Consider the following 22,270-nt stretch of genomic DNA (forward strand, 5'->3'; position numbering starts at 1 on the left):
GGGGGAGCAATCAACAGCCGTGTTCAGGGCATGGCTTTTCACCAGGATTTGGATCGAGGATAAAGCGAATCAATGGGTTAATGGGCAATTTTCTTTTTTCTCCGGACAATTCTTCGCTTTTTGGCCGAATGGAATCGGTGCTGGTCATGCTGCCGCCAAGTTACATAACGTACAGCGACCCTTAGTAAAGATCATCGCGCCGAAATTGAGGCAAGTGATCGCTGTGGGTGTTTTTACTGCTTAAGTGTGTTTTAGCCCGCAGAGGCATTCGTTCTGCCTGGCCCCTACACTGCGCGTAATGTGCCCCATGAACACCGCCAGTTGATGGAGGCGGCGCTGGCCAAAGACATCGACAAGGCTTGCGAGTTGCTGGCCAGTCATTATCAGACCACGACCGATTCGGTGCTCAAGCATGCACTGCTGGGATAGCGGTGATGGCCTCTCGCTCAAGCTGCGTTGCAATGTTCGGGTTGGAAAGTAGCGGCGCATCACGACGTTGGCGCAACGCCTTGCGTGGTCATCGAGCATCTTTGTACGCGGCTTGACGCCGGGCAGCCCTGAAGAACTGCAGCTAAGCTCTCCTGCGCTGGGGCGGCGGTGGAAGTGTTGCCTCGGGATGTCTATTTCCGGCAAGGGAGCCCCCCGTCATGAGCGTCGAACAGCGTCATTACAGTCCGCCGACCCTGCTGGTGGTCGATGACACGCCCGATAACCTGATGCTGATGACGGATCTGCTCAAGGATCGCTACCGGGTCAAGGCCGCCAATAGCGGTGAAAAGGCTTTGCGCGTACTACAAGGCGACACACTCCCTGACCTGATCCTGCTTGACGTGATGATGCCCGGGCTGTCCGGCCATGAAGTGGCGCAGCAACTCAAGCGCGACCCGCGTACCCGTGACATTCCGATCATCTTTCTGACGGCCATGGCCGCCACCGAAGACGAGATCCATGGCCTGGAGCTGGGGGCTGTCGACTACATCACCAAACCGATCCGGCCGGCACTGGTCCTGGCGCGGGTGGATACCCAACTCAAGCTCAAGGCGGCGGCAGACTTCCTGCGTGATCACAGCGACTATCTGGAAAAGGAAGTAGCGCGCCGGACCCTCGAGGTGATTGCGATCCAGGATGTGGCCATCCAGGCCATGGCTTCACTGGCCGAGACGCGCGATAACGAAACCGGCAACCATATCCGGCGGACCCAGCATTACATCAAGGTGCTGGCGGAGCATCTGCGTGACCATCCGCGCTTCAGTCACTTTCTCACCGAGGACACCGTCGCCTTGTTGTTCAAGTCGGCGCCGCTGCACGACATCGGCAAGATCGGCATCCCCGACCATATCCTCCTCAAGCCGGGACGCTATACCGAGGAAGAGTTCGAGATCATGAAGACACATACTACGCTGGGGCGTGACGCCATACAGCATGCCGAGGACCAGCTCGGCATGCGCGCCGAGTTTCTCAGCCTGGCCAAGGAAATTGCCTACAGTCACCAGGAAAAATGGGACGGCAGTGGCTATCCGCAAGGGCTGGCGGGTGACGACATCCCGATTAGCGCCCGGTTGATGGCGGTGGCGGACGTCTATGACGCGTTGATCAGCCGTCGGGTCTATAAAGCGGGGATGCCCCACGGGCAGGCGGTCGAGATTATTCGTCAGGGGCGAGGCACGCACTTCGACCCGGACATCTGTGATGCCTTCCTGGATTGCCTCGACCAGTTCCAGACCATTGCCGAGCGTTTCGCTGATACCGATCAGGACATGGCCGTCCAGCGGGCGGCCCTGGAGCGTCTCGGCCAGACTCCGTGAACCCGCAATGGCCCCTTTGTCAGTAATTTCATCAGGTCCACGAGGATAGTCATGGCTGGATTGCGTACCCTGCTTGAGCGCCTCGCGCTACGGCACAAACTGATCCTGGGTTTTTCAGCGCTGCTGCTGTTGGTGTTGGTGCTCGGCGTGCAAAGCCTGCGCACCCAGCAATCGCTGAAGCAAAATATGCAGAACCTTTATCTGCAGGAACTGGTCGGCATGGAGCACTTGCAGGAAGCACGTGTGCAATTGCCGCATATGCTGCAAGCGCTGCAACGCGCGGTGGGCACCGACAGCGCGCAGATTCGCGTCGAATCCCTGCAGCAGTTGCACGAGATCCAGGAGCGCCTGCAACAGGCGGTGGCCCACGCCAAAGTGACCCTCAGGCGCGCGGAGAATCTGGCGCGACTCTCCGAGTTCGACCTGCTGCTGCAACAGTTGCAGCGTCAAAGCGACCAGGCCTTTGTAATGATCGACCAGGGCCAGCAGAACAAGGCGTTAATGCTGCTCAATAGCAGTGAATTCCAGCAACTGGCCCAGCAGGCCGATGGCCTTTTGTACGCGATCGCCCAGGTCAAGGAAGCCTCGATTCGCGACACGGCCAAGGACATTGCCGAGTTTGCCGAACGCAGTACCCTTCTGACCTACATCCTGTTGTTCGGTGGCTTGTCGCTGGCGTTGCTGTTGTCCTGGGTCGTCAGCCAGTCGATCCGCAATCCGCTCAACCGGGTGCGGGTGGCGGTAGACCAATTGGCCGCGGGGCAGCTCGATCAACCGATTCCCCACACCGACATGAACAACGAAACCGGCGATCTGGCGCGGGCCATCGCCAAATTGCAGACCGAGTCCCAACAACTTGAACGTCAGCGCTGGATCAAGGCGCATACCGCCCAATTGCAGGTCGATCTGCAGCAGGCAGAAACCCCGGCCGAACTGGCGCAGGTGTTCTTGCAATGCATGGCCGGCCTGCACGGAATCGGCCAGGGGGTGCTGTACAGCGTGCAGGAGGATTCTGGCACGCTGGCGCTGATGGGGGGTTATGCCACCGATTCCGAGCGGCCACCCGAAGCGCAGGTCAAGTTCGGCGATGGCCTGTTGGGGCAGTGCGCGGTGGATCGCGTGCCGCGTCAGTTTCAGGCGATGCCGGAGCAATACTGGCGGTTGCGCTCGCCGCTTGGCGAGGTCCCGGCCCGTTGCCTGCTGCTGCAACCCATTGTGCGTGGCGAGCGTTTGTTGGGCGTGCTCGAGCTGGCCGGGCTGGAACTCTTGGGCGAGCGTGAACTGCTGCTCTTGCAGGAAGCCACCCCGCGCCTGGCCGCGGCCATGGCGATTCTGGAGCGTAATCAGGCGGTCAAGACCCTGTTGGCGGAAACCCGGCGCCAGGCCAATGAAATGGCGGAACAGGCGCTGCAGCTGGAGCAGCAGGCGCAGGCACTCGAATCCCAGCAATCGGCGTTGCGCGCCACCGAGGCCTGGTATCGCGGGATTATCGAAGCGGCGCCGGACGGCATGCTGGTGGTGGATGCCGAAGGACAAATCCTGCGCACCAATCGCCAGCTGGATCAGCTGTTCGGCTATAGCGCCGGTGAGCTGCTCGGCGAAACCATCGATCGCCTGGTGCCATTGGCCAGTCGCGGGCGCCACGAGGCATTGCGCAAGGGCTTCATGGCCCACGGCGCCACTCGCCAGATGGGGGCCAACCTGGACGACCTGCAAGGCGTGCGCAAAGACGGCAGTCTGTTCTCGGCAGAGATCAGCCTGTCGCATCTGCCGAGCCTGGAAGGGGGCGGAGACTGCGTGTGCGCGTCGGTGCGCGACGTGAGCGAACGCCGTCATCTGCAGGCGGCACTCAAGGCCAGCGAGGCACAGTTGCGCGCAGTACTCGACAGCAGCCCGGTGGCCATGGAGATCAGGGACGTTGATGGCCGCCCGACCTACTGCAATCCGCAGTTCGACAGTTTGTTCGGGACTCGTCTGGCTGAACTCGAAGGCACGGATCCAGCGCAGTTCTGGGTCGACCCGCAGGCCCACCAGCGCTTTCTCGAAGCGGCATCGCAAGGTGCAGTGCTGAACTTCGAGACCACTCTGCAGCGCGCAGGAGGCGAGCGCTTCGACGTACTGGTTTCGGCCATCACGATGACGCTGGGGGAGCGGGGCATGGGGGCCAATTGGTACTTTGACATCACCGACCGCAAGACCGCCGAGGCCGAGGTGCAGCGCGCACGGGAGGCTGCAGAAGAGGCGACCCAGGCCAAGAGCAACTTCCTGGCCACCATGAGCCACGAGATCCGCACGCCGATGAACGCCATCATCGGCATGAGCTACCTGGCATTGCGCACCGAGCTCGACCACCGCCAGCGCAACTACATCGAAAAGGTCCATCGCTCGGCGGAATACCTGTTGGTGATCATCAACGACATCCTCGACTTCTCCAGGATCGAGGCCGGCAAGATGCACCTGGAGCACATTCCCTTCCACCTCGAGGCCGTGCTCGACAGCTTTGCGAGCATGATTGGCTTGAAAGCCGAGGACAAAGGCCTGGAGTTGCTGTTCAGCACCGATGCCGAGCTGCCGACCGCCTTGATCGGCGACCCGCTGCGTCTTGGCCAGGTGCTGATCAACCTGGGCAACAATGCGACGAAGTTCACCGAGCAGGGTGAGATCGTGCTCGGCGTAGAGCAGCGGGGCTCTGCGGGAGAGCAGGCGCAGTTGCATTTCTGGGTACGTGACACTGGCATCGGCATGAACGCCGAACAATGCTCGCGCCTGTTTCAACCCTTCAGCCAGGCTGATAGCACCACCACCCGCAAGTACGGTGGCACCGGGTTGGGCCTGGCCATCTCCCGGCATCTGGTGGAGTTGATGGGCGGGCGCATTTGGGTTGAGAGCGAGCCGGGCCAGGGTTCCACTTTCCATTTCGAGGTGAGTCTGGGCGTGCAGCGTGACAGCCAGTTGCGGCGCATGGTGACCGCCGACGAATTGCTTGGCAGCCGTGTGCTGGTGGTCGATGACAACGCCAGCGCGCGCGAGATCCTGTCCAGCATGGCGCGCAGTTTTGGCGTGGAGGTGGACGTCGCGCAAAGTGGCAGGGCCGCACTGGCCATGCTGGTGGACGCTGAAGCCAAGGCGCTGCCCTATGATCTGGTGCTGATGGATTGGCGCATGCCTGGCATGGACGGTGTGGAGACGGTGCGGCAGATGCAGGCCGCTAAACTGGCGCATACGCCGTCGGTGATCATGGTCACGGCGTTCGGTCGCGAGGAGGCCCGCGAGGAAGCCAGTCGGCACGGCATTCAATTGCCGGTGGTACTGACCAAACCGGTGACGCCGTCTACGTTGCTTGAGGCACTGGGTACGGTGCTCGGCAAGACTCCCCAGGCCGATACCCGGGCCAGTGAGCGATTGGGCCAGAGCGCCGGCGCCATGGCCCGCCTGCGTGGCGCGCGACTGCTGTTGGTGGAAGACAATGAGCTGAACCGCGAGCTGGCCTGTGAGCTGCTGGAGAGCGCCGGAATCGAGCTGTGCCTGGCCGTTCACGGCGCAGAGGCGCTCGACCAACTGGAACATGACGCAGACTTCGATGGTGTGTTGATGGACTGCCAGATGCCGGTGATGGACGGCTATACCGCGACCCGCAAGATTCGTGAGCAGCCACGCTGGGCGAATCTGCCGGTGATCGCCATGACGGCAGACGCCATGATGGGGGACCGTGAGCGGGCGCTGGCCTGCGGCATGAACGACCACATCTCCAAACCCTTGAACGTTGATGACATGTTCGCCACGTTGGCCAAGTGGATACATCCGCGCGCTGACCGTGGCGCGATGTCGGCCGACGTTTCGCCGGCCACCTCGGTGTCAGCAACGAGCCTGCCAGCCAGCCTTCCCGGTATTGATTTGAACGCGGGCCTGGGCACCTGCATGGGCAAGGTCGAGCTCTACCTGCGCCTGCTGCGCAAGTTTCGCTCCAGCCAGCAGGATTTTTGCGCTGAGTTCCTGGCTGCCCAAGGTCAAGGCGATCCGTTGGTGACGGTCAGGCTGGCCCATACCTTACGCGGTACGGCGGGCAACATTGGTGCCGTTGAAGTGGCGAACGCAGCCGCCGCGCTGGAGCAGGCGTGTCTGAACGATGGGGCGAGCGATGGAACGGAGCAGGTGCTGGCTGACCGGCTGGCGGAGGTTGAGCGCTGCCTGACAACAGTGCTGGAAGGATTATCGGTGATCGACGAACCGACATCGTCCGCAGACTCATCAATCGCGCCACCGGGCAGCGAATGGCATGCGCAGTTGGCCCAAGCCCGGTCGCTGCTGGCCGAGAGCGACACCCAGGCGCTGACGGCCTTGCTCAAACTGCAGGGGCTGGTTTCAGACCCGCGGATGACCGAGCAGCTGCTTCGGGTTGTCCGGCAAGCGGAGCGCTTCGATTTTGATCAGGCGCTGGAGTTGCTTGAAAACCTGTCCTGATAATTGAAGCGGATTGAGCCCGCTCCTGGTCATTCATGCATGGCTAATCAATAAGTATGGGGACGAGGCTACGGTAGATCAAGGTGTTAGAAATGGATTTTTCACTCATGCTAAAAAATGCTGATCGCCTAAAATTGAATAAATGATCGCGTCTTCCATTTCCATTAAAATTTGACCTCGGGTGGGGAGAAAAAATTTGCACAGTGAAGGCGGGGACCAACCTGCAGGCCTACCTAACCGACTAAATTTGTGTTTTGAATTTACACGTGAAAGAGGGAAAATGCTGCAGTACCTGCGCTGTTATCCCAGAGTGTCGGTCAAGCCATCGCTATTTCATTTTATGAATACTTCAAGCACTGGCCTCGAAAGTGTTTATCTAAGCTAAGAATGGATTTTCATCAGTCTGGAGATTTTTTAAGAATCACCAAGTTCGAATTGTCTAGCAATAATTAGAGAGCCTACCTATGGATCGCTTACTCAGTATCGAAGCTTTTGTACGAGTTGCTGAAACCAGTAGTTTCGCCAAAGCAGCCCTGCAGTTAGGGATCGCCCGTTCAGTGGTCACACACCGTATCCAACAATTGGAACAATTCATCAACTCTCCACTTTTTCACCGCAGCACTCGGCACGTTAGACTCTCCGAAGTTGGGGGGATTACTATAAGAGTGTGCGGATATGGTAGCGAGTTTCAATTCGCTGACCGACAATATGCGTGAACTGCGTGCAAAACCTTCGGGGAAGCTACGCATACAAATGCTTCCGGGATTTGCCATCGGTCATTTCGGGGCATTATGGCAGAGTTCAAGAATATCTATCCAGACATCGAAATTGATGTTGTGGTTAACGATCGAGTAGTGGATCTCATTGAAGAGGGGTTCGACATTGCCTTCCAGATGTTTTTCCCTCTGGCTGAGACCCTGATTGAGAGACATCTGTTTTCGGTGCGTCGAATATTTTGCATGTCCCCGGAGTACGCGGAACAGTTTGGCGTGCCGCAGCATCCCAACGATTGCAACAGCACAAGATTGCTTTGTATGCCGGATATCCATCGCGCAATCGTTGGGTTTTTACCCATAGCGATGAGCAAGTGGAGCTGAGCCTACCCGGCCAAGTCCGTTCGAACTCGGTGCATTTACTGCGCGATTATGCGGCGACAGGGGTATGCCTTGTCTGTTTACCAACAATCGTGGCTAGCGATGATTTGTTGGAAGGACGACTCATTCCAGTTCTACCGGAGTATTCCCTGCCTTCATTCAATTTTTCCGCGGTGTTTCTGGCAACTCAGCGTAGAGCTCTGAAAGTTCGCACGTTAATCGAGTTTCTCGTCGATAAATTCCGCGAAGAGCCGCATTGGGATACACCGCTGCTTGAACGAGGATGGGTTCATCGCTAGTCTAACAATTTGAAAGAGACTACTGGAAGTTGAGTTGAAAAATAAACTTGTAGCTAACCTTCCAAATATTAGGTATGTGACGTAATAAATTATAGCGTCTACGTTCTCGATTTGAATTTGGACCGCGGCGCACAGAAAAATGCGTATCATCAAAGTCTCGCTCGACCACATTTGTTCTTTAGATTGCACACGAAGGAGGCGGAGCTCACGGCGGGGAAAGGCCGAGGTACCAGGGCTGGTATTTCGATATGTCTTTCAAGCATTCGTTATCTTACTTTGATTGGTATCCTACGTGTTTTTCGGCAAAATACCGAGCGATAGCTTCTTCAGCATCTATCCGACGAAATAGAATTTGGCCATTGATGAAGTCGGGATGGTCTTTTGTGAGTGCATGAATTTTTGATTCTTCAATAAGTTTAGAAATCACACAAATTGTGCAACCCGTTTCGCGAGCAAAAAACAGGTGGGTGGTAAAAACCTCGAAATGCCTACGGATTTTATCCACGGCCTCCAGACTGAAAAAAACGGTTGGACCAAACTGCTTGCACTCCACGAAGCCAGTGGAGATATACCTTGCATGAATGACACGCAGACTGCACTTCGCTTGAATGGCCGTTTCGCCCAGAGACATATAATGGTCACGCCATTGCATTGCTTTTTGTAGGCTGTCTCCTGTGCAATACTCTCGACCTGGCGAACCGTCTGGCGACTGCACTAGCATCTGATTCAATAAGCCGGATTTTACCATGGGTCTGATACATTTTACATTGATAGATAGTTGCTTGGCTGCGTCTGCAAAGGTAACAAGACTGTCGGGTCCGAGTGGTTTTTGCATAATTGCAGTCACACTGTGGTCCAGCGCACTCAGTAGACTTTCAGGTACTTCATCCCTTTTATAGAGCAAAAAACCCGATGTGTACGCGTTGCTCCTGACTTCGATCGGATTGACACCTGTCAGGATGTAGTTGACTACATGACGATTGAGTCCGGCCCTCGAGAGTATTTCCGAGCGGAGGATGAATTTTTCATTGAAGTCTTTAATTGATGCCATAGGAATTAGAAGGCCCTGCGCTTTGCTAAATTGTTGCGTTTTTATGAGTCCTGCTCCTGCGAGTTTTTGAATTCGAGCGGGCGAGGTGTGCAGCATCATCGCCGCTTCGCTGCTCGTAAGTAATTCAAAGTTAGCAGACGGGCGAGCAAATGCGTTTGTGTGCTCCCATTGAATACTATCCAGATTTATCAGCGATCCACAGATGTCTGGGCATTGATAGAACGGGTTTGTGAGGTGATTTGGGTCTAGGGACGCTATGCCTTTCAGCTTTTTGGCATTCAGTTCCGCTAAACTTCCGGACGAGTTGAATATGTACCGCAGTTCTTTTTTTGTGAATAGTAGGGTGCCACAGCCACAACTTTGGTCGTGGTGGGACGGTTTTGATTGTTTGCAAGCGGTGAGGTATTCGATTCCATAATGGCTAGGCATTGCATTCGGGCTTAAAATAAAGGGCGCCAGCAGTGCGCGACGATGTAACGTAGGATATTTGTTTTGCAGCTTTCGAATTTCCTGAAAAAAAACGGTTTTTTGGGCGGTGGCGATGTTCACGCAACTTTCCATGATGGAGAGTCGATTATCTACGGTATGAAAATAGCGAAGCGCGGTCATCGATGCCATTAACAGCGTAAAAAAATCCCCTTTTTTTTCTGACAGTGCATGGTTAATTATTTCGCTAGAGCGCTTATCAGCCGAAATGCTACTGGCCTCGCGTAAGTCAAAACTGCAGGGGCAGTGATAATCCTCAAGCCTTAGCCAGTCGAACGGGCTGCCGCAGTGGGGGCACCGCTCGAGGTATATTTCTCCATGCAACGGACAGACGTCCGACCAGCGGTAAGCATGCATTCTATTTAAGCAGTCATTACGAATGCACGAAGGGCACAGCACCAATTTTTGGCGTAGCATGGATACCGGGTAGGGCACTTCATGTAAAAGCATGAAGTTGCTGCTGCCCCGTCTGATTTGCTTGGGGAACGAGTTGAGAATCATTCGTTTGTCGGACATGGTGAGGCTACCATGCCGGATCAATAATTTAGACGCGGTTGAACCTCGCCATTGGCATGAGGCGAGGCTCGACCAATCAAGTTGGAACGCTTGACTAAAATTTTTTAAATTTTTATAGCCATTTGCTTTTGCGCAGCGGAAAAGAAGACTGGCGACACTTTCCTCGGGGAGAGGCAAAGGTGTAAAAAGCAATTTGTTCATTTTTTGCTCTTTTTATAAACTATCTTGTGAAGCTCGCCAAGCTTCAACTCAAACGGGTTTTTAAGTGTCATTTTTGTGTTGACCTTGACGTGGTTTGCCGCAGTTTTAAAATCTTGTAATTGCAATTCGCCGTCACGTTCTAAGGCTTCATTGAGTGCTTGGAATAGCAAGGTCCGAATCGAGCGCATGTTGCCTGAGGAAAACGCATACATCGCCAAGGCCATTTTTTCATCGGTGAGTTCTGGGATTTCGCTAAATCCGAAGGTTTCCTTCATTCTTATGGAAAACGCCCGAAGAAGCTTTACGAAGTCTTCGTATGATTCAGGTGTGTTGAGATTGAAACACTCTAAACGCGCACTGTAGGGAAACCGTCCTGCAAGAGCCGAATGAGCTGTTATGATCGCTTCGCAGTCGGGGGTACCGGCCAAAATTACTTCTCCCGCAAAGATATCGGTTAACACTTTCACCCAGTCGCAAACCGTTTCTTTAGTCCTGGCAGCACCGCGGCTTAACAGATGTTGGAGCTCATCCAGAATGATTAGTTGAGTTTGGCAGTTTTTTAGCACCGTCATCAAACGGTACTCTAGCGCGCCCATAGACTGGTAAGCACTGAACGTTTCAAAACAACTCAGTAAGCTGATCAGGACTCCCTTGATAGTCACCTGAGTAGGTATGCGGCAATAGACTGACGGACGAATGTCCTGGAGGCCGGCTTCGGTGCGAACATTTGATGGGCGTGCATATTCGGAAAGAATTTGGTGACAAACGCGCGTCTTGCCTGTTCCCGGATCACCTAATAGAACCGCACAACTGGGCTCGCCTCTTAATTTAGTTGCTTGGATGGAACGGTGGATGGTCTCGACTGCCTCACGATACTGTGGATGCAGTATCGTGAATGTCTTGAAATGTTTGAGTTTCTTTTCATTGGTCGGGTTCATCGGAATCACCTTCATCTCGGACGAAATGAGTCGGGAAATTGGTCTCATCGGAGGCGTGGGGAGCACCAGGGTAGGGGGCAGGTGTGTCTTCGGGTGGCACCGCGGACTTCGGGGAGCGTTTATTTTTAGCGCTGCGTTTGAATGACTCGATTTTCTCGTTCAGTTCGAACAGCATCTGATAGGCCTCAGTGTGATCAAAAGCCCGTTTCTCGTCTCTGAACGATTGAATCAGGCGTTCGTGATCGGTCAATGTCAAACCATTTTGATACGTCGGGTGCGTGGGGGATGCTGGGTGCCATTCCTTCGGAGTACTAGGATGGGCAACCCATACAGTGCCGAGGTCGCAGGGGTTAAAATAGACAATGGCTTTTTGGCTGGCCGTCAATCGCTGGGCCACTTCAGGCAACCCGGGGCCGGTCCAGATCAAATGTTTGGTTTTGACTCGTCCCCCCGAGATGCGCAATCGCCAAACACTTAGGCACAATTGCTGAAGCTCCTCTAAGGAATAACGTTCCGGTGGAGGCGCGACTTTCTCCAACTCTTCCTGCTTTTTATTGGGGCTCGTGAACAGCCCGTCGTGCCAGGTATTGTGATAAACCTCCAACCACAGGCCAAAGGCTTCTCGCAGGTTTTCCAGCGTCAGACAAGCACGCTGTTCCGAAGGATAGTCGCCGCGTGCTTTCGGCGAACCTTTGGTGGTCCCGGGGAGGTTATGGCAAAAGGTTGTATTGACGGTGCCAAAAAAACGCTCAATGAATGCTTTGGCATCGGGATCGCCGACAGGAACGTAATCGAGTGCAATGCCGAGCCGGTTCATAGCCGTTTGCGACCAAATGTTGAACACTTCCGCCCCATGGTCGCTGGTAATGCTGGCCATTTTCCCATCATTGACGATGGCTCGTATGGTCGCGCTCATCATCTTCTCTGCGCATGGGGCGCCCATGGAGATATCCCAGCCAGGGCATTTGCGATGAGCTGGATTAAGATGTGCTGATAGGATTGGTCGGCCGGCGACGTCGCCATACGCGTCTATAACGTCAACGTCCATATATTGGGAGTCAAACTGGCTGTTGGCATGAGGGTCGTCATCGACGAATAAATGACCGCCAAACTTGTTCAATCGTTGCGCGGCTTTCAGGCCATGGCGTGCACGGGCTACCAGATGACGGTCCATGGCGAAGATTCTCCGCCAGAACGTTGCGTATGAGGGAATCCTCAGTGGCGCAGCGTCGTAAGTTCGACGCTCCTTATTTTCATAGGTTATGTGCGCGACCATGAGTTTATAGGCATGCGTCACCGTGGGACGCTCCCGCTGCAGGTAAGCCGTTTTGATGTAGTGCTTGATCAATTCTTCGGCTAAGTGATGCGTACGTTTTGACTTGCTGGTCGGATAACGCTTGAGCAGCGCAAATGGGCTTCGGTTGCTTGCCAGGTAGCGCTTTTTCCACAACCACAAAGTTGAGATGCTTGGGGGGTGGGGATCCCCTAATCTTGTGGCCAGTTTTGCGACGAACACTTTCGCTGCTTTTTTGGGGAGCTTGCCTCCGAACTCCTTGTCGCAGGCGTTGAGGTAGTCCACGCGGTGGCGAACCAGTTTTTGTTCCTCTTCGGGCAACGATACCCACTGCGCCGCTTCGCTCATATCGATCGGGGCGCGTTGGTGCAGACAGAGGGTGCCGCGTTGTTCCATGGAGGCGAACAGGTCGAAGTTCACATGACGGCGGTATTGATGAATCAATGAACACATGGAAATTAATCCATCATTGATCGAAACCACTTCGTACACTTGATTGTCCAGCGTGTACTGGGCACCCACACTAGGCGTGGTGGTCATCACGTTCTACCTCCAGTTTAGTAGCAAATGTGAGTCGGCTGGAGAGATCAAATTTTAGAATTCGGTCGAACATTGCTTTATAGACGGACCTGGCGCTTGGTCCGTGAGTGCCAGCCATGAAGTCACCAAGGCAGACAGACCCAGTTAGAGCTTTGATTTGTCTTAAACAGTCACCGAATTCATCGTCACTCACGTTGAAAGAGTGCAAATAGAGGTGCTTTATATTTCTAAGCAGCTCGCCCTCTCGAATGTTTTTTTCGTCAGCGTATCTCAATGACCTATCAGATTCGTTAAAAAGGGTATTGGCCGCGTGCAGTTTGGCGAGAGTCAGCGGACTTAATTGTTTGAAATCGACTTTGACTTCCGTGTAGTAAAATTGATCCAGTGTTTCGATTAAAAAATCAGGGGTGTAGTGGATGACTTTTTGCTCAATCGAAAGATCAAACACGCCTGGCGTGCGCCAGTAGTTCACGACCGTGGAATCGTATTCCAGAAGCACGCAGTAGTCGGCTTCGAGCATGCTGTCGCAGATCAATTGATGTTGGTTTTTGCGCGACGGAAAATACACCGCATGTTTTCCGTAATAGCATTTTTTGTTGGGTGGATCTAACGAAGGAGGAAAGTTCATCGAAATCTCCTTTACGCATCGGCTGCTTTTAAGGGCGCTGGGGCGAGGATTACAGGGGCTCACCCTTGTCCGGCGTCGAAGCCCGTTTACCCGCTTTCAGCGATCGGGTGACGTTGCTTCGCTGTTTGATCTTGCGTTTAAGGGGCGCGCAACGTTGGCGGTCGTCAGCTGGCTGATCGGTCCTGAGATGGTGTTGTGAGCACCGATACGGGCGTTTCGTCACGAACAGGTCAAATGTCACCGAGTGGCTCGTACGTTGGTCCGTGGTGTCCCCACCCATCATTGATGGAAACCACGTCGCCATCAGGTGTCGCATGCGCTCCGTGACTACGGTCCGCACAGCACCCAAGTGATGGGGCTGCGTGTAGGCGCCAACGTGGCGCACAGGTTGTCGCGGGAGATGTTCAGGTGCGGTTTTCAAGCAGGCACGACAAATTGCTAAGTCGTAGTAATACAACGCCGCGCGGCAAAGTGGGTGCACTGGCAAGAAGGCGAGGAGGGGGCTGCCGCTCAGGCCCCAGAGTGGCGCCACGGAAAAGGAGTGATCCACGGGCAGCCAAAGTCGCCGCAGGGCCTCGCGTGTTTGAGCCAGGTCATTTCGCCGACCAGGTCGGTGAAGCGTTGGCGTCCACCCCGTTGAGTCGCTGCGGGCTGCCTCGGGCGTGACAGGAGCGCGCGCCCTGTTTCCAAAGAGGGCGCAAGTCAACGGGTGCAGCGGTGCAATATCGTTGACGACGGTATAGGAGGTCGGCGGGTTCGTACGGTTCGCTGGGTGGCCACCCTCGCGCATCTTCGCACCAAAGGGTTGGGAGCTAAACCGCACGTTGTCACTTCCCGGCTGCCATTTGAAATGGGAGCAACGCGTAGATGATTGTTGCTCGAGTGTCATATTGGCCAGGATGAACCATGTCGTAGCGCTGCACATAGCGAGATCACCTCCCATGTAGGTCGTCGCCAATGGGGGCGGTGACCGGAGCTGGTGTGTGCCTCGTTGCCAATCGTTCCTGGAACATCTTATTACCACGGCGATAGCCGTGTTCAAGCGGTCGCAGCTTGGCTGGGGGCACGGAACGATTATTGACCCAGAGGCTGACGCAGGGAATGTCGAGTAGCGAATACGGGAATTATCAAGATCTGTGTGTAAGTCGTTCAGACGGTTGATATTTGCGCGGGTCGAAAGTTTTCGCATGCGCGAAATGTGGTTTATTCTGAACGCATCTGTTACTGAAACTGGGGTAATGGTGCAAGCGGCACAGCGGAGATTGAACTGAAAGTTGCGGACCTTTTGAGGATTCGTGATGGCTGCAGTGGATAACAAAAAGTGTCGACACTTGAAGATGCAGATCGCGACGCGGCTCGTGTGCCGCCTTCGCGGACTGGAAGAATCCGGTCCGGTGCTCGCCCGTTGGTTTGAAAGGACGATGGGGCTTGACCCTCTCAGTGAACGAGGCCATCGCCTGGACGCCGCCTTGCACGGCACCCTGTATTCACCCCGGCTTTTGGCCGGCATGGCCAGGCATGTGCCCGAAGTGCGCACCTTAGTGGATCATCCTTTTTGGCCCGTATTGGACTTGAAGGTCGCAGGTGCCCGCGCCGACACGTTGTTGGACCAATGTTTTCCTGGGTGGCGGGCCGTAGGTGCAGCCGAGCTGCATCGGCAGTTGGCGAGGCGCAGCGATCTCGACCGTCTGACCGTATTGCTGCTGTTATCGGTATGCAAACCGCATTGGTCACTGGCCCACCCCGGAGCCATCGCCGGAGCGTTGACTCGGCTGTGCGCGGGATGCGACTGGTACCCGGTGCGGTATCGGCTGGCTAGCCTGCTCCGGGCGTGGTTGGTGTACATGCACGGGCAGTATTGTTTAGCACACTGGTTTTGTCGGCTTCAGGAACTGGACGTGCAGATTCTGCAGTGGCAAGCGCTCCACGATTTGAGCTGGGCGACGCCGTTGGTACGGAACGAATTAGATTGGCGGGCCTTCAGCGAGGTGTTTAGCCGAGCCGCAAAAGTGCGCCAAGCGCAGATATATCGCGCGCTGGAAAGCCTGGACGATCAGCCGGGTTCCATCTTTCACGACGCTGATTTGTGGTCGGCTTATCGCTGCCGCTGCGGGCTGACGCGCCGTTGGTCTGCAGCGAATCAGCCAAAGCCGATTTAATCCGACTCGGGTGTGTGCGTGTCCGGCGCGGCGCCGCTTGGCCACAGATGAACGCTGTCGGCCGATTGCAGTGGCTGCCTCGTCGCAACATCAAAATGAGACATAAACGGGTGGCCTAAAAGATGGCTACTTTTGATGCTCTCGAAGCCGAACTTGATCGGCAGCTAACGTCTCCTTTACCGCCTTCAAGCTTCGCCCATTCGCACGCGCTTCAAATCCTTCCTGTCCAAACAAAGGGGCTAAGTTCACCACACGTTTAGCTCCTTAGAGGAGCTGGAGTTATTGTGGGATACGCTGGCAGAAAAGAATTGGTTCCATGAATGGGATACCTTCAGTGTCACGATGCTCTGGTGCGTAGCGGCGGCCCATCGGTTGCTGATTTCGCGATTCGCCCAGGAGCAATATGACTGTCCTGCGGGGTTGTCGCAGCGGGTAAACCACACTCTTTCCTCTCACGCTAAAATGCCGATCACGCCGGTGGATTAGCGCTGTGGCACGCGCGCTCTCGGTTCGGTCGAGGGCGCTTGCGTCCAGCGCCGCGGGCGGCGGGTCTCAACCAGTGAACGCTGGTGGTTCGCGTTTTGCTAAAGTTCCGAGGCCGCTGGCTGCGGCGCGGCTGTTCGATGATCTGCCGGCCGCAAGTCACCTCTCAGTCACTCGCCTTACTGTTGCCGTATACGCGACTGCGGGACTAACCATGCAGTGTCCCCGCTACCTCTTCTTCCGCCGCACGGCGCACACGCTCCGCTGACGATCGCAGCATGTCTTGCGGACGGTTGCCGCCCAAGCTGTGATTGCTCGAAGCGAACCAGAACGCTATGCCCCAGCTGTCCTTTTTTTTCCGCAGCACATTGATCACGGCGCCGAATTCGGCGGTGGGCCGCAGCTCTGTTGCGTCGCCAAAGGCGAAAACTGGGAAGTACTCCTGGCTCCGGTCACTCACGCTGATGAGCGAGCCGTCGTTCAACCACGCCCGGAGCCCTGCCGCGAGCGCTGCAGGCTCGAGCCCGGTGACTTGGGACAAGCCCGCCGCAGTGACCCAGTCGCCGTTTTCTTGAAGGATCAACCGCCGCGCCTCTGCCAACATGGCCGCCTCCCTGAGCAAAATGTGCGGATTCAGCGTGCTGGGAGCGCTACGGCTTGAAGCTGGCGCCTCTGAATTGGCTGCCTGGGGCAGGGCGCCGAGAAAGACACGGTTCAAGACCTCAAGGCAATTGAGGTACACGTCTATTGCGTGCCCGCTCATTGTGGGCAGTTCGATGCGGAGGTGAATGCCATCCGCCTGTTCAGACGTGGGCGCGCCCCCGTTTGAACCGCGATAGACCTCTATTTTTTTTGTTGCCATGCTGCCTCCTTGTACGCCGGCGTTAAGGGCTTACCGAGCGTATTGAACGATAGGCCTTTTGGCCGTGTACGGGGCGTCGGCGCTGACACAAGGTCGACGCGGATCAAAGCGGCTCGGGAATGTGTCTATCGATGTTACTGCCTCAGCCGCCATAACGTGTTTTTTGTCTCTGTCCAACCGACGCCGTTTAATTTCGATCTGGTCTCACCTATCCACTGGCGCTGTTACGCTGATCTGGCGGCCGTTTGATCCGAGCTGTGTTGCAACTCCATACCATTTATCGCATCGGAATCCTGTCTCTGGCCACTTTGCAGGCGCACGAGGGTTGACGACCAAGTGGGCCTTAGGGACGTATTGGTCTGTTATGGGACAGGGCCATATGTTTTTTAGCTCGAGGGCGAGCGAAAAAAGGTGAAGGCTTGAGTCTTACCAGTGTTGCACGCTGGCGTATAAGCCCTGCAGTTACTGGCGCGTGGTCAGAACAATAGGTTGAATAACACATGACGAGTGCGGCGCTTTCGAAGCGGTGCGTGCGTCGTAAATTCACCAAGCGAGAGCGGTCGTTTCAGGGGTATGAACTTCCGAAATGTCAGCGGGCTTCCAGTCGTTTCTGCGGCCATTCGACCATCGGGCAACCCGACACTTCGTTGAGCGAATGCCTAGGATTTTAGGCGCAGCGACAGGCTTATCCCTGTAGCGCCTAGAATCCTGGACGTTATTAACTCGCGAACTCGTTGTTGCCCACCCCAAGTGTTGGGGGCGTGCATGCGTTGAGGTCGCAGCATGGAGTGAAAAGGCTACGCTATATCCAGATACAGTCAGGGGTATCTGCCATGCGTACCACCTACAGCAAAAGCCAGGCTCGCCGTCGGTTACGTCGTCTGCTGGTGTTAATTGCGCAAGGACATGCTTTCGTCATCACCCGGCAGGGCATAGCGGCTTGCTTACTGGTACAGGTCGAGGCACAAGGGCGTACACCTTGAAAAAGTAACTCGACAATCCTCAACTCTCGAAGAGGTTGTATCTTGATGTCAACGCAACCCTTTCACAGCGCTTACGCTGATCAGGTAACAGCAGTCAGTGCAGGCGTAGATGGAGGGCGAGGCCCATCGTCGTCCTGCGGCAAGAGGCAGAGTGGCGCACACGAATTTTGAGCGATGTTGTTGGCCGTCTGGCCGACCGCTGATTAGACGGCGGAAAGGCGGCTCGCTTCGCGCCTCAGTCGAGGACCCTCGTATTACCCACCCAACTTCCAGGCATCCCATTTCGTGCAAAAGCCCAACCTAGAACCGCTGCTCACCCAGACCATTGAGGTCGTTATTCGCGCCGGCCAGTTGCTGATTGCCGAGTGGGCGAGTGTGGGCGGGCCGCGGGGTCAAGGTGATAAGGCCGCCGTAGACGAAGAAATCGAACAGTTTTTGCGTCAGCACCTGCTACAGGTTTTCCCTTGCGACTTCTGGGGAGAGGAAACCGGACATCGTCTAACCGGCCATCCATGGTGCTGGGTCGTTGACCCGAACGACGGGACCTCGGACTTCCTCAAGGGGCTCAAAGGCTCAGCCCTGTCCATCGGTCTGTTGCACAAACAAACGCCGGTATTAGGTGTGGTGTATGCCCCCGTCACCGTTGAGGGCGTGCCTGATTGCATTGCTTGGGCAGAAGGCATGGCCGAGGTGAGCCGCAATGGACAATCGGTGCCGTCACAGCTTTCTACCAAAACCTTGTCGAGCGACGAGTTCGTGATGGTCAGTGCCGCTGCGATCAACAAGCCTGAACTTAACAGCGCCCTCTGCCAACCCAGCACCTTTGTCGCAATGCCATCCATTGCCTACAGGCTCGCCAAAGTCGCCGCCGGTGAGGGGGTCTGTGGCATCTCGCTTTACCCAGTTTCTGCACATGACGTTGTTGCAGGCCACGCACTTTTGAGAGGAGCAGGCGGCGTTTTAGTCGATGAGCGTGGGCAAACGATTACCTATGCAACTGAAGCCAATATGCAAACGGTTTCACAACGCTGCTTCGGTGGTTCAGTGTCGGCGTGCCGGATCCTGCTCGCCCGAGAATGGGGCCGCATTTTCACGGACGTCTCCAACTGAGAGCAGTCGTCGGACTAAATTCGAGCGACCAGCATCGTCATCTCTTTGGCCGCCAACTGCGCACAGTCCGACGGGCGCTAAATTGGCAACTTCTGGACTTGCATTTTTCATCCTGTTTTCAAGCATGGAGCTTCAGGTCCGAAGCCAGCGTCTAAGAGCTGCGCGGCCCACCCTCAGCAGATAGTGCGTGGTATCTTTTGGACGACGAGAGTAGAGACTGCAGGAATCCAAGGCACTCTGCTCATTGCTCACGTCTGCCGGGGCATAGACAGGCGTGACTCACTACGAGAGCCGTGATGAAAGGTAAGCGCAAAGTCAAAATGAACCAATGGCTGCTCGCTGAGCAGTTTCAGGTCGAAGCACAGGCAGTGCTCAGGGCGCGCACGGCCCGTGCAAGTCGATTCTTGGACATTGCACTGGTGGCGGGTAGAGACGTGGAGCCGGTCGGATTGCTGGCAGGTAGCCGGACGGCCACATCGACCTGCATTCACCAGCGTAGTCAGCCAGCAAAAGACGTTTAACAATTAAAAAGGGGCCCCGGTCTGAGCATTGGAAAGAATGACCACCGTGGATTTCCGACCACCCCAACTTCACACTGAGTGAAGATAGCCAAAGAGCCCGATGCCAAACCCAAAAGGCGACTCATGTTTACTGAAGTCATGCGCAATGATGTTTACCGAGCCTACCGGGTCCGGCTGGAAATGTTTTTGCCTATTCCCACCGATGCCTCTGACCTGGACATCCATGCGTTGATCGAGGCGGGGTTCTCGCCGGGGAGTATTAAGTCGCTCCGCGACTTGGGGGTATTCAACCTCGACGCGTGCAACCACATCATTTCGCTCAAGACCCTTAAAACCCGCTTGACTCACGGTCAGCGCCTGAGCGTGGCTGAGAGTGATCGCCTGTTTCGTCTTGCGCATATCACAGCCATGGCCGAGGCGGTCTTTGGGGACACCCACAAAGCCCAGCGATGGCTGAACAAATCCAAGGCGCGCTTTTCAGGTGAAAATCCCATTGCACTGCTCTCCACCAGCCCGGGCACTCGCTTGGTTGAAGAAATGTTGATTCAGGTCGCAGAGGGATTGGCGTTTTAACGGTGTTGCTTGTCAGCGTTTTTTCAGGGGGCCACAGAGCCCGCCTCGGTAGCAACACCGCATGCGCCTGATCTCCGGCGCCAACCAATTTTCCGATAACGATCTTTTAGGCACCGGCTTCCGAGCGGAACCTCCGGTCCTAGCCGGGGGGCGTCAATTGGCGCAGGAGCGTTTGTAACGTTTCAATCTGGCGTGCCTGCTCCCGCATCTGCCGGCGGTTTTCGCGGTGTTGAAGCAGGTACGGTTTGACCCGTTCCCGTAATACGGCGTACTCGGTCTGCAATTGTTGCAGCTTTGTTGTCTGCGCGTCGTGGGCCTGCTGGGTATCGCGCAGGGTCTGGGATTGTTGACGCAATTGTGCGTTCAGCACCCGATGCTCGTTGCGCAAGCGTTCCTGCTCACGGTACACCGTGACCAATTCTTCCTGTTTGGCCAGTTGCGCATTTTGCAGGGACCGCAGTTCCTGGCGTAACTGATTAGTCTGCTCGTCATGCCGGCGCAGTTCCTGCCCGCGCTGAGCCAGTTGCTCTTGCCGATAGTGTTCGAGCCCCTCCCGAGCATGCTGATGTTTGTCCTCCAGTGATTGCAGTTGCTGGGCCCGTTCTTCGAGGATCTGTTGCTGGCCGGCCACTAGCTGTCGCAATTGCTGGCGTTCCCCCTCGCTGTCTTGTAACTGTTCGCGCAGCATACGTTCGCACTGCCGCTGCTGTTCCAGCTCGCCGGTGAGATGGGTGATGGTGGTTTGCGACTGCTCCAACCGCTCGCCTAGCTGCGCGTGCGCCTGCGCATAGCTGGCCTGTTGCCGCTCAAGCTGCTCTTGCTCGTCGGCTACGGCGTCCCGCGCCTCCTGCTTTAGTTGCTCGGCTAGACTACTCACCAAGGTGGTCAATTTTTCATTGAGGGTGGGCGGCGGCGCAGGATTGGCGGCCAGACTACCGTTAAGTTCTTTCAAGTAGCGCTGGATCGTACTCTTTGAACCGGTGTTGCCCAGCTCAACGCGGACCAGGTCGATGCTCGGATGCAGCCCACGCCCTAACAAGGCGTCACGCGCCGCGTGCACCAAGGCTTTGTTGATACCGCTACGGGCCATGTCGGAGCTCCTGTAGGATTTCCGGATCTTAAGCAGTATGACGCATGTCATTTGACTTGCCTGGTTTCTGATCAGGACGACAAGCCCGCCGGGCGAGGAGGGTAGGGGATGACCACTGCCGCGGAGCGTTACCTGCAGGCGGCGCGGCGGGAAAGCACCACGCGCCGCTACCAGCAGGCCGTGGCGCATTTTGAGGTGGGCTGGGGTGGGTTTCTCCCCGCGTCGAGTGACAGCATCGTGCATTACCTGGCTGAGCACGCTGACGCCCTGTCGATCAGCACCTTGCGCGGTCATCTGGCGGCCTTGGCGCGTTGGCATCTGAAGCATGGTTTTGTCGACCCGACCAAAGCCCCGCAAGTGCGTGACGTGTTGCGCGGCATTCAGGCGCTGCATCCGCGTCAGGTCCGGCAAGCCGAACCGTTGCAACTGCGCGAACTGGAGCAGTGCGTAGCTGCATTACAAGTTGAGGCAGCGTCGCCGGACCGGGTCGTGCGTCTACGCGCCGGCCGCGACTGCGCCTTGTTACTCCTGGGTTTTTGGCGCGCCTTTCGCAGTGATGATCTGTGCCGCCTGCGCATTGAAACCAATCAACTCGTGCCCGGCGAAGGGCTGACGCTGTTTCTCTCCAGCAGCAAAACCGACCGTGAGCATCAGGGCCGCAGCGTCTGTGTGCCGGCGTTAAAACGGCTGTGCCCGGTGCAGGCGTACGAGGATTGGCTGGTACTCAGTCAATTGCAGCGGGGGCCGGTGTTTTGCGGCATCGACCGCTGGGGCCATCTATCCAGTGAGGCCCTGCACCCGTACAGCGTGGCGCGGGTGGTGCGCCGGGCGCTGACGCGTGGTGGGGTCGCCGGCGAGCGCTACAGCGGTCATTCGCTGCGCCGTGGTTTTGCCACTTGGGCATCGCGCAATCAGTGGACTCCGAAAGCCCTGATGGAGTATGTCGGCTGGCGTGACGTGCACAGCGCCATGCGCTACGTGGAAGCCGATGCGCCCTTTGGTGACTGGCGGCGACAGCCGGCTGAGTCAAAATGACCGCGCAGCGACGATTTCATACTGGGTTACGGCCTACGTTATTACAGCTGTACATCGCGATAATTGGTCGTCGAAAGTCAGCAGATGACGGGTTTGAGAAAGCAAGATTCACAAACCTCAGCGTGTTTTTTTGCCCGCTGG

The 22,270-nt window shown here is 56.1% G+C and carries 16 protein-coding genes and 1 pseudogene; 10 read left to right on the forward strand and 7 right to left on the reverse strand.

Going from position 1 to position 22,270, the window contains the following annotated elements; translation table 11 throughout:
* Positions 1–10: 10 nt before the first annotated feature.
* Complete coding sequence (locus BMS17_RS30420; RefSeq protein ID WP_158283926.1) at positions 11–148, reverse strand: hypothetical protein; 138 nt, start codon at positions 146–148, stop codon at positions 11–13.
* Between the two features lie 152 nt (positions 149–300).
* Here BMS17_RS30420 and BMS17_RS22335 point away from each other — a divergent pair, with 152 nt between their 5' ends.
* The 5 genes and pseudogenes from BMS17_RS22335 (at position 301) to BMS17_RS30725 (ending at position 7,659) form a co-directional block, all read left to right on the forward strand.
* Complete coding sequence (locus tag BMS17_RS22335) at positions 301–429, forward strand: hypothetical protein (protein ID WP_256577208.1); 129 nt, start codon at positions 301–303, stop codon at positions 427–429.
* 218 nt (positions 430–647) lie between these two features.
* Positions 648–1,805: an HD-GYP domain-containing protein gene (locus BMS17_RS22340; RefSeq protein WP_046032558.1), complete on the forward strand. Its 1,158-nt coding sequence runs from the start codon at positions 648–650 to the stop codon at positions 1,803–1,805.
* A 51-nt stretch (positions 1,806–1,856) separates the two neighbouring features.
* Entirely contained in the window at positions 1,857–6,266 is a 4,410-nt protein-coding gene (locus BMS17_RS22345; protein ID WP_077431774.1) for a response regulator, read from the forward strand.
* A 464-nt stretch (positions 6,267–6,730) separates the two neighbouring features.
* On the forward strand, positions 6,731–6,982 hold the full coding sequence (locus tag BMS17_RS30720; RefSeq protein ID WP_256577209.1) for a LysR family transcriptional regulator: 252 nt from the start codon (positions 6,731–6,733) through the stop codon (positions 6,980–6,982).
* 75 nt (positions 6,983–7,057) lie between these two features.
* Positions 7,058–7,659, forward strand: a pseudogene (locus BMS17_RS30725) (substrate binding domain-containing protein).
* Positions 7,660–7,930: 271 nt separating this feature from the next.
* Here BMS17_RS30725 and BMS17_RS22355 read toward each other — a convergent pair.
* The 4 genes from BMS17_RS22355 to BMS17_RS22370 are packed head-to-tail and all read right to left on the reverse strand — an operon-like array spanning position 7,931 to position 13,313.
* Positions 7,931–9,913 carry a TniQ family protein gene (locus BMS17_RS22355; RefSeq protein WP_077431775.1) on the reverse strand — a complete coding sequence of 661 codons (1,983 nt, stop codon included), beginning with the start codon at positions 9,911–9,913 and terminating at the stop codon, positions 7,931–7,933.
* Positions 9,910–10,851: a TniB family NTP-binding protein gene (locus tag BMS17_RS22360; protein ID WP_059182502.1), complete on the reverse strand. Its 942-nt coding sequence runs from the start codon at positions 10,849–10,851 to the stop codon at positions 9,910–9,912. The genes BMS17_RS22355 and BMS17_RS22360 overlap by 4 nt, the downstream gene beginning before the upstream one ends.
* A complete protein-coding gene (locus BMS17_RS22365; protein ID WP_077431777.1) occupies positions 10,835–12,685 on the reverse strand; it encodes a DNA-binding domain-containing protein in 1,851 nt (616 codons plus the stop codon). The genes BMS17_RS22360 and BMS17_RS22365 overlap by 17 nt, the downstream gene beginning before the upstream one ends.
* Positions 12,669–13,313, reverse strand: coding sequence for a hypothetical protein (locus BMS17_RS22370; RefSeq protein ID WP_059182504.1), 645 nt, complete (start codon positions 13,311–13,313; stop codon positions 12,669–12,671). The genes BMS17_RS22365 and BMS17_RS22370 overlap by 17 nt, the downstream gene beginning before the upstream one ends.
* Positions 13,314–14,644: 1,331 nt before the next feature.
* Here BMS17_RS22370 and BMS17_RS22375 point away from each other — a divergent pair.
* Positions 14,645–15,472 (forward strand): hypothetical protein, encoded by an 828-nt coding sequence (locus BMS17_RS22375; protein WP_139348112.1) that lies wholly within the window; start codon positions 14,645–14,647, stop codon positions 15,470–15,472.
* Positions 15,473–16,163: 691 nt separating this feature from the next.
* Here BMS17_RS22375 and BMS17_RS22380 read toward each other — a convergent pair.
* A complete protein-coding gene (locus BMS17_RS22380; RefSeq protein ID WP_077431779.1) occupies positions 16,164–16,817 on the reverse strand; it encodes a hypothetical protein in 654 nt (217 codons plus the stop codon).
* Positions 16,818–18,085: 1,268 nt separating this feature from the next.
* On the opposite strand from BMS17_RS22380, the gene BMS17_RS22385 reads away from it, so the two are divergent.
* From BMS17_RS22385 to BMS17_RS22395, 3 genes are all read left to right on the forward strand, one after another.
* Positions 18,086–18,910 carry an inositol monophosphatase family protein gene (locus BMS17_RS22385; protein WP_077431780.1) on the forward strand — a complete coding sequence of 275 codons (825 nt, stop codon included), beginning with the start codon at positions 18,086–18,088 and terminating at the stop codon, positions 18,908–18,910.
* Between the two features lie 296 nt (positions 18,911–19,206).
* Complete coding sequence (locus tag BMS17_RS22390) at positions 19,207–19,431, forward strand: hypothetical protein (RefSeq protein WP_256577210.1); 225 nt, start codon at positions 19,207–19,209, stop codon at positions 19,429–19,431.
* Positions 19,432–19,554: 123 nt separating this feature from the next.
* Positions 19,555–20,004 (forward strand): antitoxin Xre/MbcA/ParS toxin-binding domain-containing protein, encoded by a 450-nt coding sequence (locus tag BMS17_RS22395; RefSeq protein ID WP_077431781.1) that lies wholly within the window; start codon positions 19,555–19,557, stop codon positions 20,002–20,004.
* A gap of 139 nt (positions 20,005–20,143) precedes the next feature.
* Here BMS17_RS22395 and BMS17_RS22400 read toward each other — a convergent pair whose 3' ends face one another.
* The gene (locus BMS17_RS22400) at positions 20,144–21,094 is read right to left on the reverse strand and encodes a DNA-binding protein (protein WP_077431782.1); all 951 of its coding nucleotides are present in this window, start codon (positions 21,092–21,094) and stop codon (positions 20,144–20,146) included.
* Positions 21,095–21,202: 108 nt separating this feature from the next.
* Between BMS17_RS22400 and BMS17_RS22405 the strand changes: the two genes are divergently transcribed.
* Positions 21,203–22,129: a site-specific integrase gene (locus BMS17_RS22405; protein ID WP_077431783.1), complete on the forward strand. Its 927-nt coding sequence runs from the start codon at positions 21,203–21,205 to the stop codon at positions 22,127–22,129.
* Positions 22,130–22,270: the final 141 nt, after the last annotated feature.

This window comes from Pseudomonas sp. C9, assembly GCF_002000165.1.
GTDB lineage: Bacteria > Pseudomonadota > Gammaproteobacteria > Pseudomonadales > Pseudomonadaceae > Aquipseudomonas.